The 26,519-nt window shown below is 65.0% G+C and carries 24 protein-coding genes and 1 pseudogene; 16 read left to right on the top strand and 9 right to left on the bottom strand.

Translation table 11 applies throughout. The features are described 5' to 3' along the window. Positions 1 to 10 precede the first annotated feature (10 nt). The 6 genes and pseudogenes from ACVMDN_RS29270 (at position 11) to ACVMDN_RS29245 (ending at position 7,285) form a co-directional block, all read left to right on the top strand. A complete protein-coding gene (locus ACVMDN_RS29270; RefSeq protein ID WP_092085937.1) occupies positions 11 to 421 on the top strand; it encodes a DOPA 4,5-dioxygenase family protein in 411 nt (136 codons plus the stop codon). Positions 422 to 558: 137 nt separating this feature from the next. Then, entirely contained in the window at positions 559 to 2,925 is a 2,367-nt protein-coding gene (locus tag ACVMDN_RS29265; RefSeq protein WP_456834805.1) for a putative bifunctional diguanylate cyclase/phosphodiesterase, read from the top strand. 261 nt (positions 2,926 to 3,186) lie between these two features. Beyond that, entirely contained in the window at positions 3,187 to 4,176 is a 990-nt protein-coding gene (locus ACVMDN_RS29260; RefSeq protein WP_057016925.1) for a DUF2778 domain-containing protein, read from the top strand. Between the two features lie 285 nt (positions 4,177 to 4,461). Beyond that, positions 4,462 to 5,511 (top strand): aromatic ring-hydroxylating dioxygenase subunit alpha, encoded by a 1,050-nt coding sequence (locus ACVMDN_RS29255; RefSeq protein ID WP_200844531.1) that lies wholly within the window; start codon positions 4,462 to 4,464, stop codon positions 5,509 to 5,511. 15 nt (positions 5,512 to 5,526) lie between these two features. Continuing rightward, a pseudogene (locus tag ACVMDN_RS29250) lies at positions 5,527 to 6,280 on the top strand (GntR family transcriptional regulator). A 12-nt stretch (positions 6,281 to 6,292) separates the two neighbouring features. After that, complete coding sequence (locus ACVMDN_RS29245) at positions 6,293 to 7,285, top strand: PDR/VanB family oxidoreductase (RefSeq protein WP_456834806.1); 993 nt, start codon at positions 6,293 to 6,295, stop codon at positions 7,283 to 7,285. A gap of 31 nt (positions 7,286 to 7,316) precedes the next feature. On the opposite strand, the gene ACVMDN_RS29240 is transcribed toward ACVMDN_RS29245, so the two are convergent. Continuing rightward, entirely contained in the window at positions 7,317 to 9,278 is a 1,962-nt protein-coding gene (locus tag ACVMDN_RS29240; protein WP_141340761.1) for a putative bifunctional diguanylate cyclase/phosphodiesterase, read from the bottom strand. A gap of 266 nt (positions 9,279 to 9,544) precedes the next feature. Between ACVMDN_RS29240 and ACVMDN_RS29235 the strand changes: the two genes are divergently transcribed. From ACVMDN_RS29235 to ACVMDN_RS29225, 3 genes are read left to right on the top strand one after another with little or no spacing between them, the layout of a single operon-like run. Next, a complete protein-coding gene (locus ACVMDN_RS29235; RefSeq protein WP_246786743.1) occupies positions 9,545 to 10,540 on the top strand; it encodes a VOC family protein in 996 nt (331 codons plus the stop codon). A 1-nt stretch (position 10,541) separates the two neighbouring features. Beyond that, a complete protein-coding gene (gene mhpA / locus ACVMDN_RS29230; RefSeq protein WP_141340763.1) occupies positions 10,542 to 12,131 on the top strand; it encodes a bifunctional 3-(3-hydroxy-phenyl)propionate/3-hydroxycinnamic acid hydroxylase MhpA in 1,590 nt (529 codons plus the stop codon). Positions 12,132 to 12,190: 59 nt separating this feature from the next. Beyond that, positions 12,191 to 13,804 (top strand): GMC family oxidoreductase, encoded by a 1,614-nt coding sequence (locus ACVMDN_RS29225; RefSeq protein ID WP_076826091.1) that lies wholly within the window; start codon positions 12,191 to 12,193, stop codon positions 13,802 to 13,804. A 36-nt stretch (positions 13,805 to 13,840) separates the two neighbouring features. Here ACVMDN_RS29225 and ACVMDN_RS29220 read toward each other — a convergent pair whose 3' ends face one another. Beyond that, positions 13,841 to 14,677 carry an IS5 family transposase gene (locus tag ACVMDN_RS29220; RefSeq protein ID WP_456814840.1) on the bottom strand — a complete coding sequence of 279 codons (837 nt, stop codon included), beginning with the start codon at positions 14,675 to 14,677 and terminating at the stop codon, positions 13,841 to 13,843. Between the two features lie 239 nt (positions 14,678 to 14,916). Beyond that, entirely contained in the window at positions 14,917 to 15,963 is a 1,047-nt protein-coding gene (gene hemE, locus ACVMDN_RS29215; protein WP_057016932.1) for a uroporphyrinogen decarboxylase, read from the bottom strand. Between the two features lie 121 nt (positions 15,964 to 16,084). On the opposite strand from hemE, the gene ACVMDN_RS29210 reads away from it, so the two are divergent. Then, complete coding sequence (locus tag ACVMDN_RS29210) at positions 16,085 to 16,270, top strand: hypothetical protein (RefSeq protein WP_028333252.1); 186 nt, start codon at positions 16,085 to 16,087, stop codon at positions 16,268 to 16,270. Positions 16,271 to 16,393: 123 nt separating this feature from the next. On the opposite strand, the gene ACVMDN_RS29205 is transcribed toward ACVMDN_RS29210, so the two are convergent. The 3 genes from ACVMDN_RS29205 to ACVMDN_RS29195 form a co-directional block, all read right to left on the bottom strand. Continuing rightward, positions 16,394 to 16,681 carry a PilZ domain-containing protein gene (locus tag ACVMDN_RS29205; RefSeq protein ID WP_229189556.1) on the bottom strand — a complete coding sequence of 96 codons (288 nt, stop codon included), beginning with the start codon at positions 16,679 to 16,681 and terminating at the stop codon, positions 16,394 to 16,396. 152 nt (positions 16,682 to 16,833) lie between these two features. Beyond that, positions 16,834 to 18,504, bottom strand: coding sequence for a pilus assembly protein TadG-related protein (locus tag ACVMDN_RS29200; RefSeq protein ID WP_141340495.1), 1,671 nt, complete (start codon positions 18,502 to 18,504; stop codon positions 16,834 to 16,836). 1 nt (position 18,505) lies between these two features. After that, positions 18,506 to 18,919, bottom strand: a complete 414-nt coding sequence (locus ACVMDN_RS29195) for a TadE/TadG family type IV pilus assembly protein (RefSeq protein ID WP_057016934.1) — start codon at positions 18,917 to 18,919, stop codon at positions 18,506 to 18,508. A gap of 381 nt (positions 18,920 to 19,300) precedes the next feature. Between ACVMDN_RS29195 and ACVMDN_RS29190 the strand changes: the two genes are divergently transcribed. Further along, positions 19,301 to 20,188 carry a LysR family transcriptional regulator gene (locus ACVMDN_RS29190; RefSeq protein ID WP_229189553.1) on the top strand — a complete coding sequence of 296 codons (888 nt, stop codon included), beginning with the start codon at positions 19,301 to 19,303 and terminating at the stop codon, positions 20,186 to 20,188. A gap of 29 nt (positions 20,189 to 20,217) precedes the next feature. Here the strand turns inward: ACVMDN_RS29190 and ACVMDN_RS29185 are convergent, their stop codons facing one another. Further along, positions 20,218 to 20,433, bottom strand: a complete 216-nt coding sequence (locus tag ACVMDN_RS29185) for a SlyX family protein (RefSeq protein ID WP_028333247.1) — start codon at positions 20,431 to 20,433, stop codon at positions 20,218 to 20,220. Next, positions 20,426 to 21,217 (bottom strand): oxygen-dependent tRNA uridine(34) hydroxylase TrhO, encoded by a 792-nt coding sequence (gene trhO, locus ACVMDN_RS29180; RefSeq protein ID WP_141340496.1) that lies wholly within the window; start codon positions 21,215 to 21,217, stop codon positions 20,426 to 20,428. The genes ACVMDN_RS29185 and trhO overlap by 8 nt, the downstream gene beginning before the upstream one ends. 181 nt (positions 21,218 to 21,398) lie before the next feature. Between trhO and ggt the strand changes: the two genes are divergently transcribed. The 3 genes from ggt (at position 21,399) to ACVMDN_RS29165 (ending at position 24,743) form a co-directional block, all read left to right on the top strand. Continuing rightward, positions 21,399 to 22,985, top strand: coding sequence for a gamma-glutamyltransferase (gene ggt / locus ACVMDN_RS29175; RefSeq protein WP_076826098.1), 1,587 nt, complete (start codon positions 21,399 to 21,401; stop codon positions 22,983 to 22,985). Between the two features lie 263 nt (positions 22,986 to 23,248). After that, positions 23,249 to 23,707 (top strand): FKBP-type peptidyl-prolyl cis-trans isomerase, encoded by a 459-nt coding sequence (locus ACVMDN_RS29170; RefSeq protein WP_246786590.1) that lies wholly within the window; start codon positions 23,249 to 23,251, stop codon positions 23,705 to 23,707. A gap of 46 nt (positions 23,708 to 23,753) precedes the next feature. After that, entirely contained in the window at positions 23,754 to 24,743 is a 990-nt protein-coding gene (locus tag ACVMDN_RS29165) for a D-2-hydroxyacid dehydrogenase family protein (RefSeq protein WP_253638810.1), read from the top strand. A gap of 57 nt (positions 24,744 to 24,800) precedes the next feature. On the opposite strand, the gene ACVMDN_RS29160 is transcribed toward ACVMDN_RS29165, so the two are convergent. Beyond that, complete coding sequence (locus ACVMDN_RS29160) at positions 24,801 to 25,004, bottom strand: CsbD family protein (RefSeq protein WP_057016940.1); 204 nt, start codon at positions 25,002 to 25,004, stop codon at positions 24,801 to 24,803. Between the two features lie 146 nt (positions 25,005 to 25,150). On the opposite strand from ACVMDN_RS29160, the gene ACVMDN_RS29155 reads away from it, so the two are divergent. Together ACVMDN_RS29155 and ACVMDN_RS29150 are read left to right on the top strand one after the other, a co-directional pair. Continuing rightward, positions 25,151 to 25,669 (top strand): cupin domain-containing protein, encoded by a 519-nt coding sequence (locus ACVMDN_RS29155; RefSeq protein WP_028338582.1) that lies wholly within the window; start codon positions 25,151 to 25,153, stop codon positions 25,667 to 25,669. A 74-nt stretch (positions 25,670 to 25,743) separates the two neighbouring features. Next, a complete protein-coding gene (locus tag ACVMDN_RS29150) occupies positions 25,744 to 26,481 on the top strand; it encodes an enoyl-CoA hydratase/isomerase family protein (RefSeq protein WP_141340497.1) in 738 nt (245 codons plus the stop codon). Positions 26,482 to 26,519 lie beyond the last annotated feature (38 nt).

The raw sequence follows: 26,519 nt of genomic DNA, 5'->3' as shown, positions 1-26,519 counted from the left end.
GAGAGCTGAGATGACGGACGCGCCACGGACGATCGGCGAGATCGCGAGCTATCACGCTCATGTCTATTACGACCCCGCGGCCAGCCGGGACGAGGCGGAGCGGCTGCGCAACTGGATCGGCGAGCGCTTTCTGGTCACGCTCGGACGCTGGCACGACGTCAAGGTCGGCCCGCACGATCAGGCGATGTATCAGGTGGCGTTTGCGGCCGAGTTGTTCCCGACCCTGGTGCCGTGGCTGATGCTGAACCACGGCAGCCTGAGCATCCTGGTCCATCCCAACACCACCAATCCGCGCCGCGACCACCACGACGATCCGCTCTGGATCGGCACGCCGCTCGCCGTCCACGCCGACAAGCTGCCCGAAGAGGCGGAGATGGAGCAGGCGCCGACGCCGAACACGTCGCCGACACTGCGTCCCTGAGCGTCGCGGCTGTTGCGTAAAGTTTGACGCAATTGTGCTGCAGCCAAGTCGTTTCAAACTCATCGCGTTTTGCAACGTGAGGTTAAGTCACCATTCCTAGGCTACCCGATAAATTTCAGGGTCGGGGCGCATTGGGCATGTTCTTTTCGTTTCGAAGCTGGTCGTTGTGGCGGGTGGTGGGACCGCTGCTGGCCATCGTGCTGTTGCTGGGCGGCCTGTCGGCGGGCAGCCTGCAGGTGATGTCCGCGGTCAGGGCCTATGTGGCCGGCGAAAGCATGTGGTCGAAGGGGCAGAAGGACGCCATCCACTACCTGCAGACCTATGTCAGCACCGGTGCGCCGCTTTATCTGCAGAACTTCGATGCCGCGATCGCGGTGCCGCTGGCCGATCGCACGGCGCGGCGCGCGCTGGAAGCGCCGGGCGACAATGACGCGGTGGCGAGGGCCGGCTTCGCCAGGGCAGGTAATCACGATGACGACATCGGCGGCCTGATCTGGCTGTTCAAATATTTCCGCACGATGCACCACGTGGCCGGCGCGGTGACGGCATGGCGCAATTCGGATGCGCTGCTCGATCAGCTGATTGAAATCCGGAACGAGGCGGCGAGCGACGTCGCGCTGCACGATCCGTCGGCTGCGACCATCAGGCATTGGGCCGAACGGATCGGTACGGTTGATGCGGCGCTGAGCACGCTCGCCGTCGATTTCTCCGATCATCTGGGCAAGGCGTCGCGTCAGGTCTCCGCGCTGCTGCTGCTGGTCAACCTCGTGATCGCGGCCTGCCTTGCCGGCATCGTGCTGGTCCATACGCGGCGGATGCTGTGGCGGCGCTGGCTTGCCGAGACCGCGCTCGCGGTCGAGAAGGAGCGCGCCCAGCTCACGCTGGCGTCGATCGGCGATGCCGTCATCGTGACGACGCAGGACGATCGGGTCGACTACATGAACGCCGCCGCGCAGCGGCTCATCGCGGCAGGGCAGGAGGTGACGGGACGGCCGCTGTCGTCGCTGTTCAACATTGCCGAACAGCCGGTGCGCGGATCGTTCGACGCCGACGACGAAAGCCGGCCGCAGCTCCTGGTGCGGCCGGACCACTCCAGCGTGCCGGTCTCGGTGGTCGAGACCCCGATCGTGCATGCCGGAGAACCGGCCGGCCGCGTCATGATCATTCACGACATGACCGCCGAGCGGCGGCTGGTCGAGGAATTGGCGCGGGCTGCCTCGCATGACGCGCTCACCGGCCTTGCCAACCGCCGGCAGTTCGAGTTCGAACTGCACAAAGCGATGTCGGGCTCGCCGGCCGTCGGCGCCGACCTGATGCTGATCGATCTTGATCAGTTCAAGATCGTCAACGACACCTGCGGCCACATGGCGGGCGACCGGTTGCTGAAGCAGGTGGCGAGGCTGCTGGCGACCGAAGTCGGCAGCAGCGGCCTCGTCGCGCGTCTTGGCGGCGACGAGTTCGGCATTCTCCTGCGTGACGACGGCTCCGCGACGCACGACGTCGCTGCCGACGTTGCGGAGCGGGTCAGGGCGGTGATCGAGCAGTCGAACTTCATTTATGAGGGATCGAGCTTCCGGATCAGCGCGAGCATCGGCCTGGTCGGGCTGGCCGACAGCGCCGGCGTGCAGGACGCGTTGCGGCTTGCCGACGTTGCCTGTTTCCTTGCCAAGGACAAGGGACGCAATCGCGTCCAGGAGCACCGCCCGTCCGACACCGGCATGGCCGTGCGCGTTGCCGAGATGAGCTGGGTCAATCGCATTCGCAAGGGACTGGATGAGGGGCGCTTCTGCCTCTACGAGCAGGAGATCCGCCCGGTGAACGGCGTGCTGAAGGGCAACGACCGGCGCGAGCTCTTGCTGCGCCTGCGCGACGAGAGCGGCGCGCTGGTGCCGCCCGGCAGTTTCCTGCCCGCCGCCGAACGCTACGGGCTGATGCCGCTGATCGACCGCTGGGTGGTTCGCCGCGCCTTCGAGATCATCGCCGAGCGCAAGCACCAGCCGCGCAAGATTGCGAGCTACGCCATCAACCTGTCCGGCGCCACCATCGGCGACAGCGACTTCGTCGACTTCGTCGCCGGGCTGTTCGCGCAGCTTGACGTTTCGCCGGCATCGGTGTGTTTCGAGATCACCGAAACCAGCGCAATCTCGAACCTCGACGAGGCGCAGAAGTTCATCGCGCGGCTGCGCGAGATCGGCTGCAGCTTCTCGCTCGACGATTTCGGCACCGGCATGTCCTCGATCGCCTATCTGAAGCACCTGCCGGTCGACATCATCAAGATCGACGGTTCGTTCGTGAAGGAGATCCTGAACAGCAAGGTCGATCGGGCGATGGTCGAGATGATCACCAAGACCGCGAAGATCATGCAGAAGCAGGTGGTCGCGGAATTTGTCGAGAACCTCGCGATCCTGGACGAGCTGCGCCAGATCGGGGTCGATTACGCCCAGGGTTACGCCATCGGGAAGCCGGTCCCGGTGCTCACTCTCTGGGAAGAAAAGATCGCCTGAGCCGCCGAAATCGTCCCGAATCGGGACATTTTCGGTCAATTCAGCCCGCCCAAGGCTGATTCTCTGGCGCTTTCCATCCGAAAAACGTTTAAAAAACCTCTCGTTGTGCGCTTTGTCTCGATTATGCCTTACTCTAATTCCCTGATATGATGAGTGATCGGTGAATCCCGGTGGGCCGGGTAACAGGCCCCAGAGCACCGAACTTGGGGATTGATGGGTCAACGAACGACGAAACCTGCCCGGCGCAAGTCGAGCCGCGGCATGTCTCTGGTGGGCAGCACGGCGTTTGCCGTGAGCGCGCTTGCCCTGTCGTCTGGCCTTGCCGCCTGGATGGTCGGCATCGACCCCACCGCATGGCTTCACGGTCCGGCGCTCGCCAACACCACCGCCTCGCTGAACTTCGACGATCGCTTCGGCTCTCGCTCCACGATCAATTCGGCCTCACTCTATTATCCACTGCGCCGCGGGTTCCGTTCGAGCCGCGGCGATTTCAATTCCGAGTTCGGCCAGATCGAGGACGCGCTGTCCGGCCAGCTGCGCGACACGCAGACCGAACTGCCGACCAGCCAGTCGGCGACGGCGTCCGTCGCCGCCACGACCACAGCGACGACGTCCACCGTGCCGATGCCGCGGTCGCGGCCGGCCGAGGCCAATCTGCTTGCGCGTAACGATCAGCCGCCACCGCCACAGGCGCCGGTGCAGCAGGGCGACAACCGGACGTTCTTGCAGAAGATTGCCGACATGATGCCGGGCAAGATGCAGCTGGCCTCGCTCGATCCGAATGACGGATTGTTGTCCGGTCCGAGCCCCGATCTCGGCAAGCTCGGCTATGACAGCACCACGGCGGTCTACGACATCACCGGCCGCATCGTGTACATGCCCGACGGCACCAAGTTCGAGGCGCATTCAGGCCTCGGCAATCTGCTCGACGACCCGGCGCATGTGAATGCCCGCAACGCCGGCGCGACGCCGCCCGGCATCTATGAGATGAAGCCGCGCGAGAAGCTGTTCCACGGCGTGCCCGCGCTGCGCATGACCCCGGTCGATGGCAGCGACACGTTCGGGCGCGTTGGCCTCTTGGTCCACAGCTACATGCTCGGACCGAATGGCGACTCCAACGGCTGCATCTCGGTCAAGCACTACGACAAGTTCCTGCAGGCCTACCGCAGCGGCACGATCAAGCGCATCGCCGTCGTCATCAACATCAAGGATGTTCAGTCGGCCTCGACCCGCGCGGCGTCGAACTCGTAGGCCGCGCGCCGGCGCCTCCGGCAAATTGCGCAGGCTCTTGCAGAGTCCAATCTTCGATCCGCTGACCGCCTCCAGCGCGGCCTGGTTGCTTCTTCCATCGTCTCGGAAAATTGCACCACGTTGTCGCCAGCTCTCCCTGGAGGCGGCGCCGGCTTGATTGTCTTCCCGACACGGTGCAATCATGTATACTGAAAATCGGACATAAATACCCTGATACCTCATATTTGCCTATTTTGCGAATACAATGTATACATAGCGTATTCATAAACGCTGAGAGGCGGACCAGTGCCAAAACCCTTTCCAATGAACGCATGGTACGCGGCCGGCTGGGATGCCGAGATCAAGCACGCGCTGTTGCCGCGGACGATCTGCGGAAAGCATGTCGTGATGTACCGGAAGGGCGACGGCGAGATGGTGGCGCTGGAGGATGCCTGCTGGCACCGCCTCGTGCCGCTCTCCAAGGGCCGGCTCGATGGCGATGCCGTGGTCTGCGGCTATCACGGCTTGAAATACAATGCGCAGGGCCGCTGCACCTTCATGCCCTCGCAGGAGACGATCAATCCGTCGGCCTGCGTCCGCGCCTATCCCGTCGTCGAGCGCCACCGCTTCATCTGGCTCTGGATGGGGGATCCCGCGCTTGCCGACCCGGCGCTGGTGCCAGACATGCACTGGAACCACGATCCGGCCTGGGCCGGCGACGGCAAGACCATTCACGTCAATTGCGACTATCGCCTCGTCGTCGACAATCTGATGGACCTGACGCACGAGACCTTCGTGCACGGCTCGAGCATCGGCAATGATGCGGTCGCCGAGGCGCCGTTCGACGTCACCCATGGCGAGAAGACGGTCACCGTAACGCGCTGGATGAAGGGCATCGAGGCGCCGCCGTTCTGGGCCAGGCAGCTGCAGAAGCCGGGCCCGGTCGATCGCTGGCAGATCATCCGCTTCGAAGCGCCGTGCACCGTCAACATCGACGTCGGCGTCGCGCCGGCCGGTTCGGGCGCGCCGGAGGGCGATCGTTCGCAGGGCGTCAACGGCTATGTGCTGAACACGATCACGCCCGAGACCGAGAAGACCTGCCATTACTTCTGGGCGTTCGTCCGCAATCACCGCATTACCGAGCAGCGGCTGACTAGCGAAATCCGCGACGGCGTCGCCGGCATCTTCCATGAGGATGAGATCATCCTGGAAGCGCAGCAGCGCGCGATGGACGAGAATCCGGACCGGGTGTTCTACAATCTCAACATCGACGCCGGCGCAATGTGGGCGCGGCGCGTCATCGACCGCATGGTGGCGAAGGAAAATCCGCCGGAGCAGCTGCAGGCTGCCGAGTAGACGAGGGGCGAGCCCATGGCGGAACGCGAGACCGATCGTTCAGTGTCGCAGACCGTGCGGGCGCAGCTTGCGCTGCGCGACCTCGTTCTCTCCGGCGGCCTGCGGCCCGGCGAGCGGATCTCGGAGCTGCAGGCGGTCGAGTTCACCGGGGTGTCGCGCACGCCGGTGCGGATGGCGCTGGTGCGGCTGGAAGAGGAAGGCCTGCTGGAGGCGATCCCTTCCGGCGGCTTCATGGTCAAGGCATTTTCCGAGCGCGACATTCTCGATTCGATCGAGCTGCGCGGCACGCTGGAGGGACTGGCCGCGCGCTTCGCCGCCGAGCGCGGGCGTCTCGTCGCGCGATCTCGAGCCGTTGAAGGAATGCCTCAACGAGATCGACGGCCTGGTGCGGCAGGATCCGATTTCGGTCGAAGCCTTTTCGTCCTATGTCGCGCTCAACGCGCGCTTCCACGCGTTGCTCACCGAGCTGTCGCGCAGCCCGCCGCTGATCCGGCAGATCGACCGCGCCTCGGCGCTGCCATTCGCCTCGCCGAGCGGCTTCGTGATGGCGCAATCGGCGTTGCCTGAGGCGCGCCTCATCCTGCTGATCGCGCAGGATCACCATCGCATTGTGGTCGACGCCATCGAGAACCGCGAGGGCGCGCGTGCCGAGGCGATCATGCGCGAGCACGCAAGGCTTGCGGCACGCAATCTGCGGCTGGCGCTGCGCAACCGCAGCCATCTCGATCTGCTGCCGGCGCTGGCGCTGATCAATTCGGCAGCCGGCTGAGCGGAGAACGCCATGCGATTCATCGAGACCTGGACATCCGCCACGCTGCTCGCCGTGCGCGACCTCACGCCCGGCATCCGTGAATTCCTGCTGCGGCCGGATAACTTTACGGGTGCGCCCTATCCGGTCGGCAGCCATATCGATGTCGGCGTCACCATCGAAGGCCAGCCGCAGACCCGCTCCTATTCGCTGGTCGGCGAAGCCGATCCGCAGGGCTACCGGATCGCAGTTCGGCGCGCAGCGGATTCCCGCGGCGGCTCGCGCTACATGTGGTCGCTCGCGCCGGGCGTGCGGCTCACCGTCACGCTGCCGACCTCGCTGGTGCAGCTCGACTGGACGCGGCGGCAGTTCTGCCTGATCGCGGGCGGCATCGGCATCACGCCGATCGTCGGTGCGGCACAGGCGCTCGCCCGCCGCGACGCCGGCGTGACGCTGCACTATGCCGTGCGCACGCGCGGCGATGCGGTCTATCTCGATATGCTTGAGCGTGCGCTCGGCGACCGCCTCACCGTTCAGGCCGGCGACGAAGGCAGGCGGCTCGACTTCGACAGCGTCTTTGCGGCGCTTCCGCAAGACACGATGACGCTGTTCTGCGGCCCGATGCGGGTGCTGGACGCGGCGCGGCGCGCCTGGGAGGCATCCGGCCGCCCGCTCTCCGACTTGCGCTACGAGACCTTTGGATCGAGCGGGCTGCTGCCGACCGAGCCGTTCCGCGTACGGCTCAGGGGCCCAGGGACTGAGCTGGGGACCGAGTTCGTCATCCCGCGCGACCGGTCGATGCTGGACGTGCTCAACGAAGCCGGTCATGAGGTGATGAGCGACTGCCGGCGCGGTGAATGCGGGGTCTGCGCGCTCGACGTGGTCGATGTCGACGGCGAGATTGACCATCGCGACGTCTTCTTCAGTGACCATCAGAAGCGGGAGAGCCGCAAGATCTGCGCCTGCGTGTCGCGCGCCCGCGGCACCATCACGGTCGACACCCTGCATCGGTCGGACACGCCCTGACGAGCCGATCGGCGCGGACGGTCGATCGGCGTTACGCCGCGTGCACCGAGTGCTGCGGATCGTGATCGAGCAGTGCGGAGATCTCGCTGCCTGACATCGGCCGCCCGATCAGATAGCCCTGGACCTCATCGCAACTGGTCTGGCGCAGATATTCGAGCTGATCCGCGGTTTCGACGCCTTCGGCCACGACGCCGATCTGCAGCTCCTGCGCGAGGCCGATCACCGATTTGACGATCGCGGCGCAGTCCGGCTGGGTCAGCATGTCCCGGATGAAGGATTGATCGATCTTGATACGGCTGAACGGCAGCTTGCGCAGATAGGTCAGCGACGAGAAGCCGGTGCCGAAATCGTCGAGCGCGACCGTCAGGCCGAGCTCGAGCAGCGCGTGCAGGATCGCGGGCGCCGATCCGTATTTCGAGATCAGCATCGACTCGGTGATCTCGATCTCGAGACGGTTCGGCGCGACGTTCGCCTCGGCCAGCGCGTCGACGATCGTCTGCAGGATGCCGACGTTCTGGAACTGGACCGCGGAGAAATTGACCGCGATCCGGATGTCGTCCGGCCAGCGCGACAGCATCGTGCAGGCGCGACGGATCACCCACTCGCCCAGCTGGTGGATCAGCCCGCTCTCCTCGGCGATCGGGATGAAGACGGTCGGCGGGATCAGGCCGCGGGTCGGATGCTGCCAGCGCAGCAGGGCCTCGAAGCCGGTGACGCGGTCTTTGCGGATGTCGAGGAACGGCTGGTAGACCAGAAACAGCTCGTCCGCCTCGATGGCGTGCTCGAGATCCCGCTGCAGGGCGCGGCGGTCGCGCGCCGACCGGTCGTCGCTGGCCTCGAAGAAGCAGATGGTGCCGGGCGCGGATTTCTTCGCCCGGTAAAGCGCGATGTCGACGTGCTTGAGCAGGTCGTGGGACGTGCTGCCGTCCCGCGGCGCCAGCACGATGCCGATGCTGATCGTCCGGTTGACCTCCAGCCCATCGATCGGGAACGGGTCGGCAAAGGCCGCGACGAACCGTTCGGCGATTGCAAACGCGTCCTCGGGCCGCGTCAGATTGGACATGATCAGCGCGAACTCGTCGCCGCCGATCCGTGCGACATGTTCGGCCGCGCGCGTGCAGCGCTGCAGCCGGGCGGCCACCTGCACCAGGAACTCGTCGCCTGCCGGATGGCCGAACCTGTCGTTGACCTCCTTGAAGCGATCCAGATCGAGCAGCAGCACCGCGAATTCCTCGCCCGACCGCGCCAGCCGGTTCAGTGCGCCGTTGAGCGCTTCATTGAAGGCGACGCGGTTCGGCAGATGCGTCAGCGGATCCTGCCTCACCGTCCGTTCGGCCTCGTGCTGGGCGATGACCCGCCGCCTGAACTCGAACGCGTTGACGAACACGCCGCGCAGCAGCACCGAACCATAGACCAGCACCAGCACGGCCATCAGGAGGTAGACGAAATCGCCGTCCCGGCCGAGGCAGATCGCGGTGCCGACGAAGATCGGCGCGGTGAACGCAATCGCGGCGATCGGGATGGTGGAGAACGCGAAGGCGCCGCCGGCCAGCATTCCGGCGCACAGGCAGGTGATGACGAGCTGGGCGCCGCTCGATGCGTTCGCGAAGAAGGCGACGGGGACGACGCCCCAGGCCGTCCCGAGCGCCAGCGCATTGCGCACCAGCCGGTACATGGTTCGGCGCGACACGAATTGCGGCTTGGCGATGCGGCGCGATGCCCGCGCCTGCAGGCCGAAGAACAGCGCCGCGCTGCCCACCGCGACCGCCCACACCAGCGCAAAGGCCCAGTCCGGCGATCGCCACAGCGCAATCGCGAGCACCAGCGCGTTGCAGGCGTTGGCCAGCATGATGCCGAAGGAATAGCCGAGCACCAGCGAGACCTGTTCGGCGCGAATGTGGCCGGCAAGCGCTTCATCCGTCGGTGGTGCACCGAAGGCCGCGAGGTCGCCGGCGAACAGGGGCGCGAAATATGATCTCAGATGGGTACGCATCACTACGTTGCCTGCCCGGTTTGGCCATGGCGCCGTGGCGAAGAATTCTCTGCAAACCTTTGACAAACTATGAACTATTGGAACGGACCGTGCCGCGGCGGGCCGCTCCTTCGGTTCCACCGGCAGGCATTGCTAACAAATCGATACAAATGCGTGACGCGAGGTCACGGATCGGCAAAGCTTGCCGCGCGCCGCGCTGCTTGATCCCCCGCGGGTTTTTCGCGATGAGTCGGGTTCCCGCGAACGGCAAAAACCAGAAGGTGCGCATGAGCCTCCCGACGACGAACCACGATCCCGGGTTCCATATCACGCGGGCCAGCCATGTCGTCCTGAGCGTTCGTGATCTTGCGGCGAGCCGGCAGTTCTACGAAAAGGTGATCGGGCTGATCCTGACCGCGGAGGAGGGCGGCACACTCTATTTCCGCGGCGTCGAGGAGGCCTGTCATCACAGCCTTGCGTTGCGCAAAGGCGAGGGCGCCGCCTGCGCACGGCTCGGCCTGCGGGTCTTTCAGGACGATGACCTCGACCGGCTCAAGGCCTTCTTCGAAGCGCAGGGATGCCGGGCCGCCTGGGCCGAAGTGCCGCATCAGGGCCGCACCCTGCACGCGACCGATCCGGCCGGCACGCCGCTGGAGTTCTGCGCGACCATGCCGGTCGAGCCGCGCATGATCACCAAATTCACCCGCCATGCCGGCGGCTCGGCGCTGCGGCTCGATCACTACCAGGTGCTGACGCCGGAGCTGCGCAAGGCGTGCGAGTTCTACACCGCGGCAGGGTTTCGTCTCAGCGAATATATCGCGCCGGCTGATACCTTCGACCTGCGCGGCGTGTTCCTGCAGCGCAAGGGCAATCCGCACGACATCGTGTTCTTCAACGGCGCCGGACCGCGGCTGCATCATTTCGCATTTCTCGCGCCCGAAGTTCATCATCTGCTCAACGCCTGCGATGTCGCCGGCGAGCTCGGCTATGGCGCGGCGGTTGAACGCGGCCCCGGGCGTCATGGGCCGGGACACGCGATGTATGTCTACATGCGCGATCCCGACGGGCATCGCGTCGAGCTGTTCAACACCCACTATCAGATCATGGACATCGAGAACGAGCCGGTCGGCTGGGATCCGTCCGACCACACGATCTCGTTCCCGTGGGGGTTGCCGGCGCGGCAGGCCTGGTTCGAGGAGGCGACGCCGTTCGAAGGTGTCGCGATCCGCGAACCCGAGGTGAAGCCGAAGCCGCTGACGCTCGAGAGCTACCTCGCGAAGTAGCATGTCATTGTCAGCCGATTATCCCATCCATGACGTGGCCATCATCGGCCTCGGGCCGGTCGGTGCCATCTTCGCCAACCTGCTCGCGAAATCCGGCTTGCGCGTTGCGGTCGTCGAGCGCGTTGCCGACATCTACGACAAGCCGCGCGCGATCACGCTCGACCACGAGGCGCTGCGCGTGCTGCAGGCGATCGGGCTCGGCGATTTCATGGAACAGGCGATCGCTCCGCATAACGGCTCGCACTATCTCGGCGTCGACGGCGAGATCATCAAGATCTTCGATCCGATGCCGCCGCCGTTTCCGCTCGGCTGGATTCCGAACGTGACCTTCGTGCAGCCGGACGTCGAGCAGGCGCTGCGCGACAAGCTCGCCGACTATCCGCATGCCGACATTTTCCTTGCGGCCACGGGCGTGGCGCTGCAGCAGGACGATGGCGCGGTGATGCTGACGGCACGCCGCGAGACCGGCGAGGAGTTCTTGATCCGCGCGCGCTATCTGGTCGGCTGCGACGGCGCCAACAGCTTCGTCCGCAAGCAGCTCGGCATCGGCCTCGACGACCTCGCCTTCGATGAATGGTGGATGGTGGTGGACACGCTGACCAGCGATCCCGCCAAGCGGCCGGCCAAGAGCTTTCAGTATTGCTGGCCGTCGCGTCCCGGCACTTTCGTGCCGGGTCCGCGCAATTTGCGACGCTGGGAGATCAAGCTGCTGCCCGGCGAGGACCCCGAGGTGGCCGGCGCGCCCGACAACGTCGTGACGCTGCTCAAGGGTTTCACCGATATCTCCGACCTGACGATCTGGCGCTCGGCGGTCTATCGCTTTCACGCGCTGCTCGGCCGGCGCTGGCGCGACCGCCGCGTGCTGCTGATGGGCGATGCCGTGCACCAGACGCCGCCGTTCCTCGGGCAAGGGCTGTGCGCCGGTATCCGCGATGCGGTGAACCTGGCCTGGAAGTTGCGGCTGGTTCTTCGCGGCGACGCGGGCGGTGCGCTGCTCGACAGTTACGAGATCGAGCGCAAGCCGCATGTCCGCGCCGTCGTCGCCAGCGCCAAGGAGTTCGGCAAGATCATCGGCGAGCTCGATCCGGTGGCCGCCGTCGAACGCGACATGCGGCTGCGCGCCGACCTGAAGGCCGGCAAGGCCGAAACCATCAGGCAGAAATTCATCCCCGATCTCGTCTCCGGCCTGATCGCGCGCGATGCCGCGCTTGCCGGGCGGCTGTTCGTGCAGCCGCATGTGCGCGCGCCGGATGGGCGGACGTGCCGGCTCGACGATCTGCTGCAGCCGGAATTCGCGATCGTGACGACGGCGGCGGAGCGGATGGTGTGGCTGTCGGATGCGTCCGCTGCCGCCTGGCAGCGTCTGTCGGGCGAGCGCGTCGTCATCGCCACATCAGGCGAAAGCGCCGATCGAGGCGATATCCTGACCGTGGTCGAACGCGACAGTTTGTTCGCGGACTGGATGCGGCAGCATGACTCCGCGGCCGTCATCGTGCGGCCGGACCGCTACGTCTTCGGCGCCGCGCGCAATGCCGGCGAGCTCAGTATGCTTGTCGGGCAACTGCTCCAGAACCTCAGCGCAGGGCACTAGTCTTTTCAAGGCTGCGCTTTGTCTGTACCACCGGAAGAAAGAAATTCCGGGGGAAACCAGTGAACAACAATAGCGATGCGGCGGAGTATGATTACGTCATCGTCGGTGCCGGCTCGGCCGGTTGCGTGCTCGCCAACCGCCTGAGCGCTGACGGCAAGCACTCGGTGCTGCTGCTCGAGGCCGGCCCGAAGGACAGCAACATCTGGATCCATGTGCCGCTCGGCTACGGCAAGCTGTTCAAGGAAAAATCCGTCAACTGGATGTACCAAACCGAGCCCGAGCCGGGCCTGAACGGGCGGCAGGTGTTCCAGCCGCGCGGCAAGGTGCTTGGCGGCTCCAGCTCGATCAACGGCCTGCTCTATGTGCGCGGCCAGCATGAGGACTATGACCGCTGGCGCCAGCGCGGCAATGCCGGCTGGGGCTATGACGACGTCCTGCCCTATTTCCGGAAGGCGGAAGATCAGCAGCGTGGCTCCAACACCTATCACGGCGCCGGCGGCCCGCTGCCGGTGTCGGATTGGCGGCATCATGATCCGCTGTCGGAGGCCTTCGTGCATGCCGCAGCCGAGGTCGGGATTCCCACCAATCCGGATTTCAACGGCGCGACCCAGGAGGGCGCGGGCTTCTTCCAGACCACGACGCGGCGCGGCCGGCGCGCCTCGACGGCGCGGTCCTATCTGCGGCCGGCGTTGACGCGCGGCAATCTTCATGTCGAGACCTCGGCGCTGGCGCAGCGCATCCTGTTCGACGGCAAGCGCGCGAGCGGCGTCGCCTACAAGCAGAACGGGCAATTGCGCAAGGCCAAGGCGCGCAGGGAGGTGCTGGTATCGAGCGGTGCGTACAACTCGCCGCAATTGTTGCAGCTCTCCGGCGTCGGCCCTGCCGATCTGTTGAAGCAGCACGGCATCGACATCGTGCTCGATGCGCCCGGCGTCGGCAACGACCTGCAGGACCACATGCAGGTCCGCATCGTCACGCGCTGCGCGCAGACCGTCACGCTGAACGACGTCATCAATCATCCCGTGCGCCGCGTCATGGCGGGCCTCCGCTACGCCGCGCTGCGCAAGGGGCCGCTGACGATCGCCGCCGGCACCTCGGGCGCGTTCTTCAAGACCAGCCCGCGGCTTGCCTCGCCCGACATCCAGATCCACTTCCTGCCGTTCTCGACCGACAAGATGGGCGAGCAGCTGCATCCGTTCTCGGGCTTCACGGCCTCGGTCTGCCAGCTGCGTCCGGAGAGCCGCGGTTCGCTGAAGATCAGGAGCGCGGACCCGGGCGTGCCGCCGGAAATCCGCATCAACTATCTGGCGACCGAGACCGATCGCCGCGCCTTCATCGACGGCATCCGTATCCTGCGCAAGATCCTGGCGGCACCGGCGCTGAAATCCTATTCAGTGGGCGAGGTCGATCCCGGCGCCAAGGTGGTCAGCGACGACGACCTGCTCGATTTCTGCCGGCGCACCGGAAGCACGGTCTATCATCCGACCTCGACCTGCCGGATGGGCAACGATCCGCTCGCGGTGGTCGACCAGCGGCTCAAGGTGCGCGGCATCGAAGGTCTGCGCGTGGTCGATGCGTCCGTCATGCCGGACCTGATGTCGGGCAACACCAATGCGCCGACGATCATGATCGCGGAGAAAGCGTCGGACATGATCCTGGAGGATGCGAGGTAGGACGCCATCCGTCATCCTGAGAGTCTGACTCATAAATCACTCAACCTTAGCTGCAGCCGCGAGTCTGCGGGTCAGGAGCCTGATGTGTGCAATCAGCAGCCAGGCAGCTTCGGTTGCCACCGTCGCCTCGAAGTCCTTGGCGAGGCGGCGGCATCTGCCGAACCAAGCGAATGTGCGTTCAACCACCCACCGCCTCGGCAGAAGCTGGAAGCCTTTGACGCCTTGAGGCCGCTCGACGATCTCGACAGTCCATGGACCGCAGTCTGAGAGCGCGTCGAGGAGTTGATTTCCGCGGTAGATCCGGTCGGCAAAGACGTGGCGCAGCCGGGGGAAGTTCATCCGCACGTTCTTCAGCAGCGGTACGGCGCCATGGCAGTCCTGAACGTTGGCGGGATGAACATGAACCCCAAGGAGGAGGCCATTGGTATCCGTCACAATGTGCCGCTTGCGGCCGTAGATGCGCTTGCCTGCATCGTAGCCGCGCGGTCCGCCAGCTTGCGTGGTTGGCGCACTTTGACTGTCGATCACGGCTGCCGTCGGCTTCGGTGTCCGTCCAAGCTTTTTTCGCGCCCGTCGGACAAGCACGCTGACAATCCTCTGCCACCGGCCTGTATCCCGCCATCTATAAAAATAGCCCTGCACCGTCGAATAGGGCGAGAACTCCTGCGGCAACGCCCGCCACTGGCAGCCGGTCGAAACGATATAGAGGATCGCTTCGATCACACGACGCAGCTCCGTCTTACGCGGCCGGCCGCGCCGGTTCGCTCGCGGCAACAGGCGTCTGATCACCGCCCACTCCGCATCGGTCATATCGCTTGCATAACGCAGATCGTCCCGCCGATATTGCTCCCGAGTGATCTTGGTCCAGGGCATCGTGCTCTCCCTCGAATCTTTGCAAATCCGATGGAATCACACCCCACTGAGATCACTCACCCATTTTTCAGTCAGGCTCTGAGGAGCGCGTAGCGCGTCTCGAAGGATGCACGGCCCCGGTCTGACGGCTCGGAAAGCTCCGGGCCGTCGACCCTTCGAGACGCGCGCAAGAGCGCGCTCCTCCAGCGACAAAGGCGAAGCCTTCGCGCGGTGACGGTGATAGAGTGGGCGACTGGACGTCAGCCCTTATACGCGCGCACCCGTGCGACCATCTGCTCGACATGGGCGATCGGCGTCTCGGGGAGGATGCCGTGCCCGAGATTGAAGATCATCCGCCCCTTGCCGAAGTTCTCCAGCACATCGTCCACCGCGCGGTCGAGCGCGGCGCCGCCGGCGATCAGGGCCAGCGGATCGAGATTGCCCTGCACCGCGACGCGGCTTTGCACGCGCTCGCGGATCATCGACGGCTCGGTGGCCCAATCGATCGAGACCGCATCGACGCCGGTTTGCTCGATATAGGCCGGCAGCATGCCTGCCGCGCCGCGCGGGAAGCCGATGATCCTGGCATCGGGGACCTGCTTGCGCACCCCGGCCACGATGCGCCGGGTCGGCTCGATCGCCCAGCGGGCGAACTCGCGCGGCGGCAGCACGCCGGCCCAGGTGTCGAAGATCTGCAGGCAGTCGGCACCGGCCTTCAACTGGCCGACGAGATAGTGGATCGAGTTCTCGACCAGCACGTCGATGATCTTGGCGAACGCATCCGGATGGCGGTAGGCAAGCATCCGCGCGGGTGCCTGGTCCGGCGTGCCCTGTCCGGCCACCATGTAGGTCGCAACCGTCCACGGTGCGCCGCAGAAGCCGATCAGTGCGATCTCGGGGGCGAGTTCGCGACGGACGCGGCGCAGTGCTTCAAAAACCGGCTCGAGCGTGTCGAAGTTGGCATCGGTTGCCAACGTCGCGATTTCGCCGGGCGTTGCCAGCGGATCGAGCCGCGGTCCTTCGCCGGCCTCGAAGCGCACCGAGCGGCCGAGCGCGTAGGGGATTACCAGGATGTCGGAGAAGATGATCGCGGCGTCGAAGTTGAACCGGCGGATCGGCTGCAGCGTGACCTCGGCGGCGAATTCGGGCGTGAAGCAGAGATCGAGGAAGCCGCCGGCCTTGGCGCGCAGCTCGCGATATTCCGGCAGATAGCGGCCGGCCTGCCGCATCATCCAGAGCGGCGGCACGGCCTGGCGGTGGCCCGATAGCACGTCGATGAGCGGCTTCTTGGTGGGATCCTGGGGCACGCGGATAGTTCCTGATCACGGTCAAATTTGCGCCCCTGATACACGCTGCAGCGCAATGGGCCAAGGCGGTTCTGGAACCCCCCTTTGCGCGGCCGCGTTGTCCCCCGAATGGAGGGACGACATGGCCGACAAATTCGATCCTGCCCCGCACGACAAGCATGCCGAGAAGCCGCACGAGGCGCAGGCTGCCGACCGCAAGGCCCGCACCCGGCTGAAGGAGGGGCTCGAGGATACCTTCCCGGCCTCCGATCCGGTCAGCGCCACGCAGCCCGCGCCGTCAAAGCACGACGGCAATCGGGACAATTAGCTGGTGTATGCCAGCGCCTGCTAACCACGATGCCAAGAGAGTTCCACATGCGGCGAACTATTCGCCGCGGAGCGATGGCCCGGAGCACCGGGCCCGTCCGCATACCGTGATCGCCGGGATAGTCTAGACGGGGCCGCTTGCGGGGCGCTGCATCCGGTCAGATTCGAAGGTCACGCCGAGCCGGCGCTCCAGGCGCCAGGCCACAATGCAGTGCCGCCGGATCGGTTCGCTCTCGATCTCGAGGTCGAACGCGAGCGGGATTGCGACGTCGCTTTCCACGGCGAGCCCCGCGCCGCCGGTCGAGAGGTTGAGCACAAGACATCCGACACTGCTGTTGCGGAAGAAGATCGTCCCGCGCTTCAGCAGGATCGTTCGTTGGCTGTCGGTCTTGTATCTTATCGTTGTGCTCACGGCAGTCTCCTACCCCCGATGTGATGCCCGTCGCGATCGGTCCCCTCAAGCGCGATGGTCGCGCTTTCGCTTCTTGTTCGAGCATGATCTCCGCGCAAACGCTTTGCGTTTGTCGCGAGGGAAAACCGCTTCGTACTCTTCCGGATCATGCTCTAGTTCACCAGCACGGCGCCATCGCAGCGGATGCCCAGCACCCAAACGTCGACCTGGCCGAGCCCGATGCCGAGCGTCGCGAGCAGCGACGCCAGCACCTGATCGACTGAACTCGTCACGCCGTTCAGGATGCTCATGACGAGCGCCCCCAATCCCGGGATCGGCAGCCCGAGCGGGCCGAGATTGATGGTCAGCGAGAGGTCGCCGAGCAGACTTCCTGTCAGCGATGAAAGGAAGTTGGTCGTCGTCACCGTCTTCTTGGTGCCCGACTGGATGTCGCTGTAGCTGAAATTGACATTGGTCGGCGTGGTGTTGCCCATGCCGGCATGGGCGAGGCCGGTGACGGTGGCGAGACCAAGGTTGACCAGTGTCGCCGGCGGCGGATTGGGCTTGGTCGTGAAGTTGGTCATGTCGGCGATCGTGACGTTGCCGATCCATGCATCCACGATCCCAGGCGTCACGCCGATCGTGACCTGCGAGGTGTTGATGTTGGGGTGGCCGCAGGACACCGCGTTGAGTGTCGCGGTACTCGAGGCGACCTCGACATAGACCGGGAGATTGATCGCAGACACGGTGCCGGAGCCGAGCACATTGATCGTCGCCAGGATCCTGGTCTGCGCGGTGTGGACGCTCACACCCTGGGTGCCGATCGCGATCCAGCTCGAGCCGACCGGTCGCTCGCCGATCGTTGCGATCACGGAGACGTTGGCGATGCCGGGCAGGCCGAGATTGATCGAGGTCGCGATCTGATGGTTGCCGTTGGCGATCTGGGCCACCGTGGAAATCAGGTCGAACACCGAAACGCTGGCGCCGACCTTGGGTTTCTGCCCCGCCGTGAGATTGGCGAAGGGACCGAGGTCGACCAGCGTGCCCGGCGAAATCTTGGTGGTGGAGCCGGTGACGGCCTGGGAGATCGTCGACAGCGCTGTGGTCGCCGCGTTGGCGCCGTTGGTGATCTGCTGGGTGGTCAGCGCCGACGCGACGATGTCGCCGACCTTGATGTTGCTGCTCAGCAGGTCGCTATAGGTGACGCCGGTCAGGTTGACCCGGGTCGCCAGTGCCGACAGGAAGTCCAGGGCGTCGATCTTGGCGCTGATCAGCGCATTGTAGTCCATCACCGAGAGCGACAGCGTGGTGCCGAGCATCGAGCCGAGCAGCGCATTGAGCGCGCCGCCGTTGACCGAGAGCAGCCTCGACCCGATCGCGAACGAGGCCATTTCGGTCGATGTCGCGGTAGCGGTCGTCTTGATGGTGAAGCTGCTCGCGCCGGTGAGGTACCGCGCGAAGTAGAGCGGGGTCTGGGTGTTCAGCGTGACCCGCGCGGCGTTGGGAGTGCCGACCGCCGGGGTCACGAAACGGGCCTGCGGCGCGATGGCGCTGTTTGCGGTGTAGGTTCCTGTCTCGACCTTGACCAGCGCACTGGCCGGGTACTTGTTCTGCGTAACCGTCGCGGTGGCGGCGTTGACCGGATTGTTCAGGTTGGCGGCGGCGACGATCGCGGCGAGATCGGCGGTGCTCTGCGTCTTGCGCCGGTCGGCGAAGATCGTGCCGAGATCGATGGCGAGCCCGGCGCACCCGATCAGGAGCGTCATCAGGCCGGCGCTGATCATCGCGAAGTTTCCTCGTTCGTCGGCGCCGAAGCGCCGCATCAGCATGAGGACGCCTCTCATCCTAAAATCCCCCGTACTGAATCGCCGCGGAGCGGACGATGGTGCTCGCCGGGGCGGGGACGAAGGGCAGCTTGTAGATGAAGTTGCCGGCCGCGTTGTAGTTGACCGTCACGACGTAGACGTTGGCATTCGATGGAGACGGCGCGGCATTGACCGTGAGATTGCCGGGAACGAGCAATGGATAGGTCGACGCGTTGGCGGTGACATAGCTCGTCGCGAGGCTGTTGCGTTCGGTGTCGGTCATTCCCGCGATGGATGACCGCGCCGCTTCGGCGGCGAGTTGCTGAACGCCATGCACCATGGCGAGATACGAGCCGAAGACGATGATGCCGAAAATGAAGGCAAGAAACAGCGGCAGCATCAGCGCGAATTCGACGGCGGACGCACCGCTTCGGCAGCGAAAAAAACTGGTCATTGCAACCCACCTCGAAACGCCAACGACGACGTCACGTTGCGAGGCTTTGATTAAGGAAAACTATGAAAACGCTTTCACGAATCAGCGGCCGCAATTCAGACTTATCGGGTCAGTGAAGCATTATGGGGCGATCAGAATATTTGATGCGATACCCGCAAAAACCCGGGGTGTGGTGCGGTTGAGGTGCTGCAGCGTGTGGAGATGTAGTTGTTGGATACCGTGATATGCGGAGCAATGCACGTAACAATACATATGACCTGCAATATCAGTGCCTTGGCGGGTAATTGTGGCTAAACGAAAGTGCAACCAAATGTTAGTATAGCCTGATGGCATACTGTGGAGATTGGAATTGCGTCCCGTGCTGAGACTGGAGGGCTCGCGATGCATAGACCGCGTCAGCATTTGAATATTCCTACTGAAATCGTTCGTACCGTCGTTGCGATCGCGGAGACAGGCAGCCTGTCGAAAGCCGGGGAGCGTCTCGGCCTCAGCCAGCCGGCGATCAGTTCGCAGGTCAAGCGCCTGCAAAGCCTGATTGGTGGCGCACTCTTCGTCAGAACCGCAAACGGCACCACGACCACCGAGCTCGGCAAGGTCGCCGTGCAGCAGGCGAGGCGCATCCTCGAAGCCAACGATCAACTGCTTCGGCTCGGCGGCAATCATGAAGGACCCCAGCCGTTGCGGCTGGGAATCAGCACGATGCTCGCGGAGGAATTCCTGAAGCTGCATCCCTCCGATGCACTCGCCGACGTTCTGCTGCACGCCGACATGTCACCGGCCGTCATCAGGGGGGTGATCGACGGCTACATCGACATCGCGTTCGTCTACAGCAACCCTTCGCAGGAGAACGAAGACGAGGTGACGATCGCCGCCGAAGCCGAGGAGCGGTCGGTGTGGGTGCGATCGCGCGATTTTGTGCTGCGGCCGGGCGCCCCGATCCCGATCCTGGCCTGGCCAGGTGACGACTGGATGATCCGGACGCTCACCAAGCACAACATCACGTACAAGATCGTGTTCAGGAGCCCGAACCACCAGCTGCGACTGGAAGCCGCCCGGGCCGGGTACGGCCTGACGGCGTGCCCCGAGCGGATGATCCCGTCCTCGCTGATCTCGGCGAAGGACTATTATCTTCCGGAGCTTCCGTTGCAGAAGCGCCTGCTGTGCGTTCGCCCTGGTCTCGAAGGCAGCCGCGCCACGGCGATGGTGCAGCGGTTGTCCAGCCTGTTCTTCAGCGGCGCGAAGCCGATGCGTCAGGTGAGCAACATGTAGCTGGTGCTGCCGCGGTCCGGCGGCACCGATCAATAGTGCGGTGGGCGTTCGTTGGCGGGGCCGGGCGCCTGGCGTTCGGCCTCCTGAAGCCGGTCGCGCAACTCGGCGATCTGGCGCGTCAGCGCGTCGATCTGCTTCCATTGTGCCGTGATGGTCTGGTTCAGCGTCTCGATGGCCTCGTCCTGATAGGTCAGGCGAACCTCCAGCGCATCGATCCGCTCGCTCAGCTTGGCCGTGTCATTCATGGACGGCAGCCTCGCAGGGGGTACTCTCGCGCTCCGCGTCGCTCGAACGCGCACCCGCACGCTCGCGCAGGCCGTGGCCGAGCGCGACACGCTCGTCGAACACAAAACAGTCGCCGCGCCAGCGGCTGTCCAGCTGCGGGGTTTCCTCGAGATATTTCAGAATGCCGCCCTTGAGGTGATAGACCTCGGCAAAACCTTGCGCGAGCAGATAGGCGCTGGCCTTCTCGCAGCGGATGCCGCCGGTGCAGAACATCGCAATCCTGCGGTGCTTGGCCGGATCGAGGTTTCGCGCCGCAAATTCCTTGAATTGTCCAAAGCTCGCGATCCTGGGATCCACCGCGCCTTCGAACGTGCCCATCGCGACCTCGAACGCGTTGCGGGTATCGAGTACCACGATGTCAGGCGCGGCGATCAGCTCGTTCCAGTCGGCGGCATCGACATAGGTGCCGACCTGCCGCGTCGGATCGACCGTGGTGTCGCCGAGCGTGACGATCTCCTTTTTCAGCCGCACCTTGAGCCGCTGGAATGGCATCTGCGCCGCTTCGGAGAACTTCAGCTCGAGATTGTCGAGGCGGCCGCCGAACAGCGCTCCGTGCCTGAGCTCCGCAACGAAGTCATCGATGCCTTGGTCGGTGCCGGCAATGGTGCCGTTGATGCCCTCATGGGCGAGCAGCACGCTGCCCTTGAGATCGAGCGCGGCGCAGAACGCGCGCAGCGGCTCGCGCAGCGCGCGGAAGTCCGGCAGCGCGGCGAACTGGTAGAAGGCGGCGACCTTGAAGGGCATCGCCGGGGTTTATCAGGCCGGCCAGGCCGGCGAAACCCACAAAGCCATGCATTGTCGGGATAATTCCCCTGGCATGCCAGGCATTGCTCAGCCGGGGATGAGTGTGCCATGTACTTTGTACTCCCTTGGCATCATCCGCCGCAGCCGCATCAGACCATCACGATCAAGCGAGCACTCCGTTATGAGGAATTTCCATTTCGCCGGCCGTTCCACGGTCCACGCCCAGAACGCGATGGTGGCGACGTCGCATCCGGAAGCGGCGCTCGCGGCCATCGAGGTGATGCGCGAGGGCGGCACGGCCGCCGACGCGGCGGTTGCAGCCTGCGCGCTGCTCGGCGTCATCGAGCCGCAATCGACCGGCATCGGCGGCGACTGCTTCGCGCTGATCCAGCCGCGGGGAGAAGGCAAGATCACCGCCTATAACGGCAGCGGCCGGGCGCCGATGGCGGCGACCGCCGACTGGTATCTCGAGCGCAAGATCCATTCGGTGCCGCTGACCTCGGCACATGCGGTCAGCATTCCCGGCGCGGTCGATGCCTGGGACGTGATCCTGAAGGACCACGGCAAGTTCGGCTTCGACCGGCTGCTGCAGCCCGCGATCAAGGCCGCCGAAGAGGGCTACGTGGTCGCGCCGCGCATCGCCTTCGACTGGAAGAACGGCTTCGAGAAGCTGAAGAACGGCACCAACACCGAGCGCTATCTGTTGCCGCACGGCAGGCCCGCGGTTGCCGGCGACGTGATCCGCCAGCCCGAGCTCGGCAAGACGCTGCGCGCGATCGCGCAAAAGGGCCGCGACGCCTTCTATAGCGGCGAGATCGCCGCCGACATGGTCGACACGCTGCGCGGCATCGGCGGCCTGCACACGCTCGAGGACTTCGCCGCGCACTCGACCGAGGCGACCTCGCCGATCGGCACGATGTACAAGGGCTACGACGTCTGGCAGTGCCCGCCGAACGGCCCCGGCATCACCATGCTGGTCATGCTCAACATCCTGTCGCGCTTCGACCTGACCAAGTTCAAGCCGCTCAGCATCGAGCGCTTCCATCTCGAGGCCGAGGCGGCACGCATCGCCTACATGATGCGCGAGCAGCATATCGGCGATCCCCAGCACGTGCATGTCGACGTTGCCGGCATCCTCGCCAGGGAATTCGCCGAAGAGCACATCAAGAACATCCGGATGGACCGGCTGCTCGAACTGCCGAACGTCGCGCCGCCGATGAATCCGTCGACGGTCTACATCACGGTGGTCGACAAGGATCGCAACGTCTGCTCGTTCATCAATTCGATCGCGCATTCGTTCGGCTCGGCGATCGTCTCCAACAAGACCGGCGTCCTGCTGCAGAACCGCGCCGGCGGCTTCCGCATCCAGCCCGGACATCCGAATTGCATCGCACCGGGCAAGCGTCCGCTGCACACCATCATCCCGGCGCTGGTCACCAGGAACGGCCGTGCGCTGATGCCGTACGGCGTGATGGGCGGGCAGTACCAGCCGGTCGGCCAGACCCGTGTGCTGACCAACATGCTCGACTATGGCTGCGACATTCAGGAAGCCATCGATATGCCGCGCGGCCTGCACTACGAAGGCGTCTACCAGCTCGAGGACTCTGTGCCGGCGGAGATCGTCGAAGGCCTGAAGAAGATCGGTCACAAGACCACCAGCGTGGTCGCGCCGCTCGGCGGCGGGCAGGGCATCTGGATCGATTGGGACAAGGGGACGCTGACCGGCGGCTCCGATCCGCGCAAGGACGGCTGCGCGCTCGGCTACTGATTGTCGCGGCCGATCAGGGGCCGGCGGAAACAAGGTGTTGTCGCGGGGATGGTGCTAGTCCTGCCCCGCGGAAGCCCGTCACCGGCATCACCTACTCGTATCTGGCGGCGCAACTGATCGGTGATCTCATCGCGGGCGCGTCGTCGCCATTGATCGGCGATTTTGCGCTGGACCGCGACGGCGGCATGGCCGGTCACTGAAAAATGGCTAGGGATTCGACCCGCACTGGGCTAGAGACGGCCGTCCTTCACGAGAGGTGCAAGATGCGATCTTCCCGACGCACGATCATCAAGACTGCATTCGCCGGCCTCGCGGCGGCAGTCTCCACGTCCGTTGTCAGCGGGTCGGCAACGGCCCAAACTGCAGGAAAGCCCATGACCACAGCTTCAGGCCTCCAGATCATCGACAGCAAGGTCGGCACCGGCGCCTCGCCGAAGACCGGCCAGACCTGCGTCATGCACTATACCGGCTGGCTCTACGAGAACGGCCAGAAGGGCAAGAAATTCGACTCCTCCGTCGATCGCAACGAGCCGTTCGAGTTTCCGATCGGCCAGGGTCACGTGATCAAGGGCTGGGACGAGGGCGTCGCCACCATGAAGGTCGGCGGCAAGCGCACCCTGATCATCCCGCCGAACCTCGGCTACGGCGCGCGCGGCGCCGGCGGCGTGATCCCGCCGAACGCCACGCTGTTGTTCGACGTCGAACTGCTTGGCGTCAAATAAGCCGATGGGCGTCAAGTAACCGGCCCACAGCAACAGGGGCGCAGCGATGAAGATTTCGATCCTCGACGATTATTTCGACACGCTGCGCACCCTCGATTGCTACCGCAAGCTCGACGGGTATGACGTCAAGATCTGGAACGATCATGTCCAGGACGTCGATGCGCTCGCCGAACGGCTGCGCGATACCGACGCGCTGGTCCTGATCCGCGAGCGCACCCAGATCCGCACCCCGCTGCTCGAACGTCTGCCGAAGCTGAAGCTGATCAGCCAGCGCAGCGTCTATCCGCATATCGACATCGACACCTGCACGCGGCTCGGCATCATCGTGTCGTCGAGCCAGCATGCCGATACGCCGTCCTACGCCACTGCCGAGTTCACCTGGGGCATGATCCTCGCGGCGATGCGCGCGATCCCGCAACAGATGGCGGCACTCAAGTCCGGCAAGTGGCAGATCGGCGTCGGTCATACGCTGCGCGGCAAGACGCTCGGCATCTATGGCTACGGCCGCATCGGCGCCGTGGTCGCGGGCTATGGCAAGGCGTTCGGCATGAACGTGCTGGTCTGGGCGCGCGAGCCGGCGATGGCGAAGGCGCGTGCCGACGGCTATGAGACATCAGCCAGCAAGGCGGATTTCTTCGCCCGCTGCGACGTGCTGTCGCTGCATATGCGGCTGGTCGACGCGACGCGCGGCATCGTCAAGGCGGAAGACCTCGCGCGGATGAAGCAGACCGCGCTGATCGTCAACACCAGCCGCGCGCCGCTGATCGAGCCCGGCGCGCTGGTCAATGCGTTGCGTGCCGGCCGGCCAGGCATGGCCGCGATCGACGTCTACGAGAAGGAGCCGCTGCGCGACACGGCGGACCCGCTGCTCAACATGGACAATGTGGTCTGCACGCCGCATCTCGGCTACGTCTCGCGCGACGAGTACGAAATCCAGTTCACCGACATCTTCGACCAGATATTGGCCTACGCGGCCGGCACGCCGACCAATGTCGTGAACCCGGATGTGCTGGCGCATCCGCGCCCGCGCGGCTGAGCAGCGTCGTTCATGCTCGATCGGCCGGCTTGATGGGGCGGCCGTGTCATCTCTCGTTCAGCGAGGCCAGTGAGCCGCTGAGGTCACCCTGCCGACAATCCTCTTGATGCCGCCGAGTGCCTTCTGTCCCTTGCCCTTGGCTTCCAGGATCGCGCCTCGGCCCTGCATCGCCGGAGAGCCGGTGACCTTGCCAAGACGCCGCTTGAACCTGCCGATCGCCTCGTTGGCCGTGCCCTTGATCCTATCGGTCGCGCTACCCATGAAATTACTCCTTCGGAATACGCTGAGGTAACGCGCCGGAACATGGCGATGTTCCGATTCGGCGAGGTTCCGATTTTCCGCTCGCCTGCGCGGCTGCTTTTCGCTAGCGTTCCACGCACGAAATCAGGCCAACGAAAGCAAGAATGATGAGCGGTTCCCACGATCACACCCATTCCCACGACCATCACCATCACGACGACGAGCGCTGGAAGCACGACGGCGTCCGCGTGATTCCCGGCAACCAGCTCGATCCGAACGTGCCGTCGACCGCCGGCATGGACCGCAAGGCCGCGATCAATTTTGCCCGGGTCGGGGCGCAGAAATTGTGGGCAGGCACCGTCAGCATCAAGCCGGATGCCAAGACCGGCGCGCATCATCACGGCCATCTCGAAAGCATCATCTATGTCGTGAAGGGCAAGGCGCGGATGCGCTGGGGCGAGAAGCTGCAGTTCACCGCCGAGGCCGGCCCCGGCGATTTCATCTTCGTGCCGCCCTACGTGCCGCATCAGGAGATCAATGCCAGCCGCGACGAGGTGCTGGAATGCGTGCTGGTGCGCTCCGACGGCGAGGCGGTTGCGATCAACCTCGATATCGAGCCGATCGAGAAGCCGGAGACCGTGCTGTGGGTCGACCCGGTGCACCGCCATCCCGACGAGAAGAAATAGCCGCGACATTTGCGTCGAGATTCCGGTTCACGCTTCGCGTGCCCCGGAATGACAGTCCGGGGGAGGAGGCCAGCATGACGCTCGTGCGTTACGAGAGCGCCGACCACGTCGCGACCATCACGATGGACCGCGTCTCCTCGCACAACGCGCTCAACAATGCGCTGTGCGACGAGTTGCAGCAAGCCTGGCGGCGCTTTCGCGACAGCGATGACCGCGTCGCGGTGCTGGCTTCGGCCGAGGAGAAGTACTTCTGTGTCGGCGCCGACGTCCGGGATTTCCCCGCCAATATGTGGCAGGCGGTGCCCGGGCTCGGTGTCGAGCTCGACAAGCCAGTGATCGCGGCGACGTCGGGCTGGGTGGTGGGCGGCGGCTTCGTTCTGGTGCAGATGGCCGACATCTGCGTCGCCTCGGAGACGACGCGGTTCGTCTATCCGGAAGCCAAGATCGGCACCACCGGCGGCGGTGTCTCCTCGGTGCTGGCCCGCATGCCGCACAAGATCGCGATGGAGTTCCTGCTTGTCGGCGAGGAGCTGTCGGCCGAGCGGGCCTACCAGATCGGCTTCGTTAACCGCATCACGCCACCGGGGCAGCACCTTGCGGCGGCGCTGGAGCTGGCGGCCAAGATCGCGGGCAACGCGCCGCTGGTGGTGCAGGCGCTCAAGAAGCTCGCCCGTGACGCGATGCCGAAGGGGCCGCTGGAGACGGTCGCCGAGGTGCGCCGGCAGCTCGACGCCATCAAGGACAGCGACGACCTCAAGGAAGGCGCCAGGGCGTTCAGCGAGAAGCGCAAGCCGAGATTTACGGGGCGATGACCTTTTCCGTCATTGCGAGGGGCTCGCGACAAAATTGC

It is taken from the genome of Bradyrhizobium sp. USDA 4510, from assembly GCF_054059095.1.
Note: the sequence above shows the minus strand (reverse complement) of the source record. Positions and strands in the feature narration are given on the sequence as shown.

Coding starts and splice junctions, on each gene's coding strand:
- ACVMDN_RS29270 (WP_092085937.1), top strand. CDS start 11: ATGACGGACGCGCCACGGACGATCGGCGAGATCGCGAGCTATCACGCT.
- ACVMDN_RS29265 (WP_456834805.1), top strand. CDS start 559: ATGTTCTTTTCGTTTCGAAGCTGGTCGTTGTGGCGGGTGGTGGGACCG.
- ACVMDN_RS29260 (WP_057016925.1), top strand. CDS start 3,187: ATGTCTCTGGTGGGCAGCACGGCGTTTGCCGTGAGCGCGCTTGCCCTG.
- ACVMDN_RS29245 (WP_456834806.1), top strand. CDS start 6,293: ATGCGATTCATCGAGACCTGGACATCCGCCACGCTGCTCGCCGTGCGC.
- ACVMDN_RS29240 (WP_141340761.1), bottom strand. CDS start 9,278: ATGCGTACCCATCTGAGATCATATTTCGCGCCCCTGTTCGCCGGCGAC.
- ACVMDN_RS29235 (WP_246786743.1), top strand. CDS start 9,545: ATGAGCCTCCCGACGACGAACCACGATCCCGGGTTCCATATCACGCGG.
- mhpA (WP_141340763.1), top strand. CDS start 10,542: ATGTCATTGTCAGCCGATTATCCCATCCATGACGTGGCCATCATCGGC.
- ACVMDN_RS29220 (WP_456814840.1), bottom strand. CDS start 14,677: ATGCCCTGGACCAAGATCACTCGGGAGCAATATCGGCGGGACGATCTG.
- ACVMDN_RS29210 (WP_028333252.1), top strand. CDS start 16,085: ATGGCCGACAAATTCGATCCTGCCCCGCACGACAAGCATGCCGAGAAG.
- ACVMDN_RS29200 (WP_141340495.1), bottom strand. CDS start 18,504: ATGAGAGGCGTCCTCATGCTGATGCGGCGCTTCGGCGCCGACGAACGA.
- ACVMDN_RS29195 (WP_057016934.1), bottom strand. CDS start 18,919: ATGACCAGTTTTTTTCGCTGCCGAAGCGGTGCGTCCGCCGTCGAATTC.
- ACVMDN_RS29190 (WP_229189553.1), top strand. CDS start 19,301: ATGCATAGACCGCGTCAGCATTTGAATATTCCTACTGAAATCGTTCGT.
- ACVMDN_RS29185 (WP_028333247.1), bottom strand. CDS start 20,433: ATGAATGACACGGCCAAGCTGAGCGAGCGGATCGATGCGCTGGAGGTT.
- trhO (WP_141340496.1), bottom strand. CDS start 21,217: ATGCCCTTCAAGGTCGCCGCCTTCTACCAGTTCGCCGCGCTGCCGGAC.
- ggt (WP_076826098.1), top strand. CDS start 21,399: ATGAGGAATTTCCATTTCGCCGGCCGTTCCACGGTCCACGCCCAGAAC.
- ACVMDN_RS29170 (WP_246786590.1), top strand. CDS start 23,249: ATGCGATCTTCCCGACGCACGATCATCAAGACTGCATTCGCCGGCCTC.
- ACVMDN_RS29165 (WP_253638810.1), top strand. CDS start 23,754: ATGAAGATTTCGATCCTCGACGATTATTTCGACACGCTGCGCACCCTC.
- ACVMDN_RS29160 (WP_057016940.1), bottom strand. CDS start 25,004: ATGGGTAGCGCGACCGATAGGATCAAGGGCACGGCCAACGAGGCGATC.
- ACVMDN_RS29155 (WP_028338582.1), top strand. CDS start 25,151: ATGAGCGGTTCCCACGATCACACCCATTCCCACGACCATCACCATCAC.
- ACVMDN_RS29150 (WP_141340497.1), top strand. CDS start 25,744: ATGACGCTCGTGCGTTACGAGAGCGCCGACCACGTCGCGACCATCACG.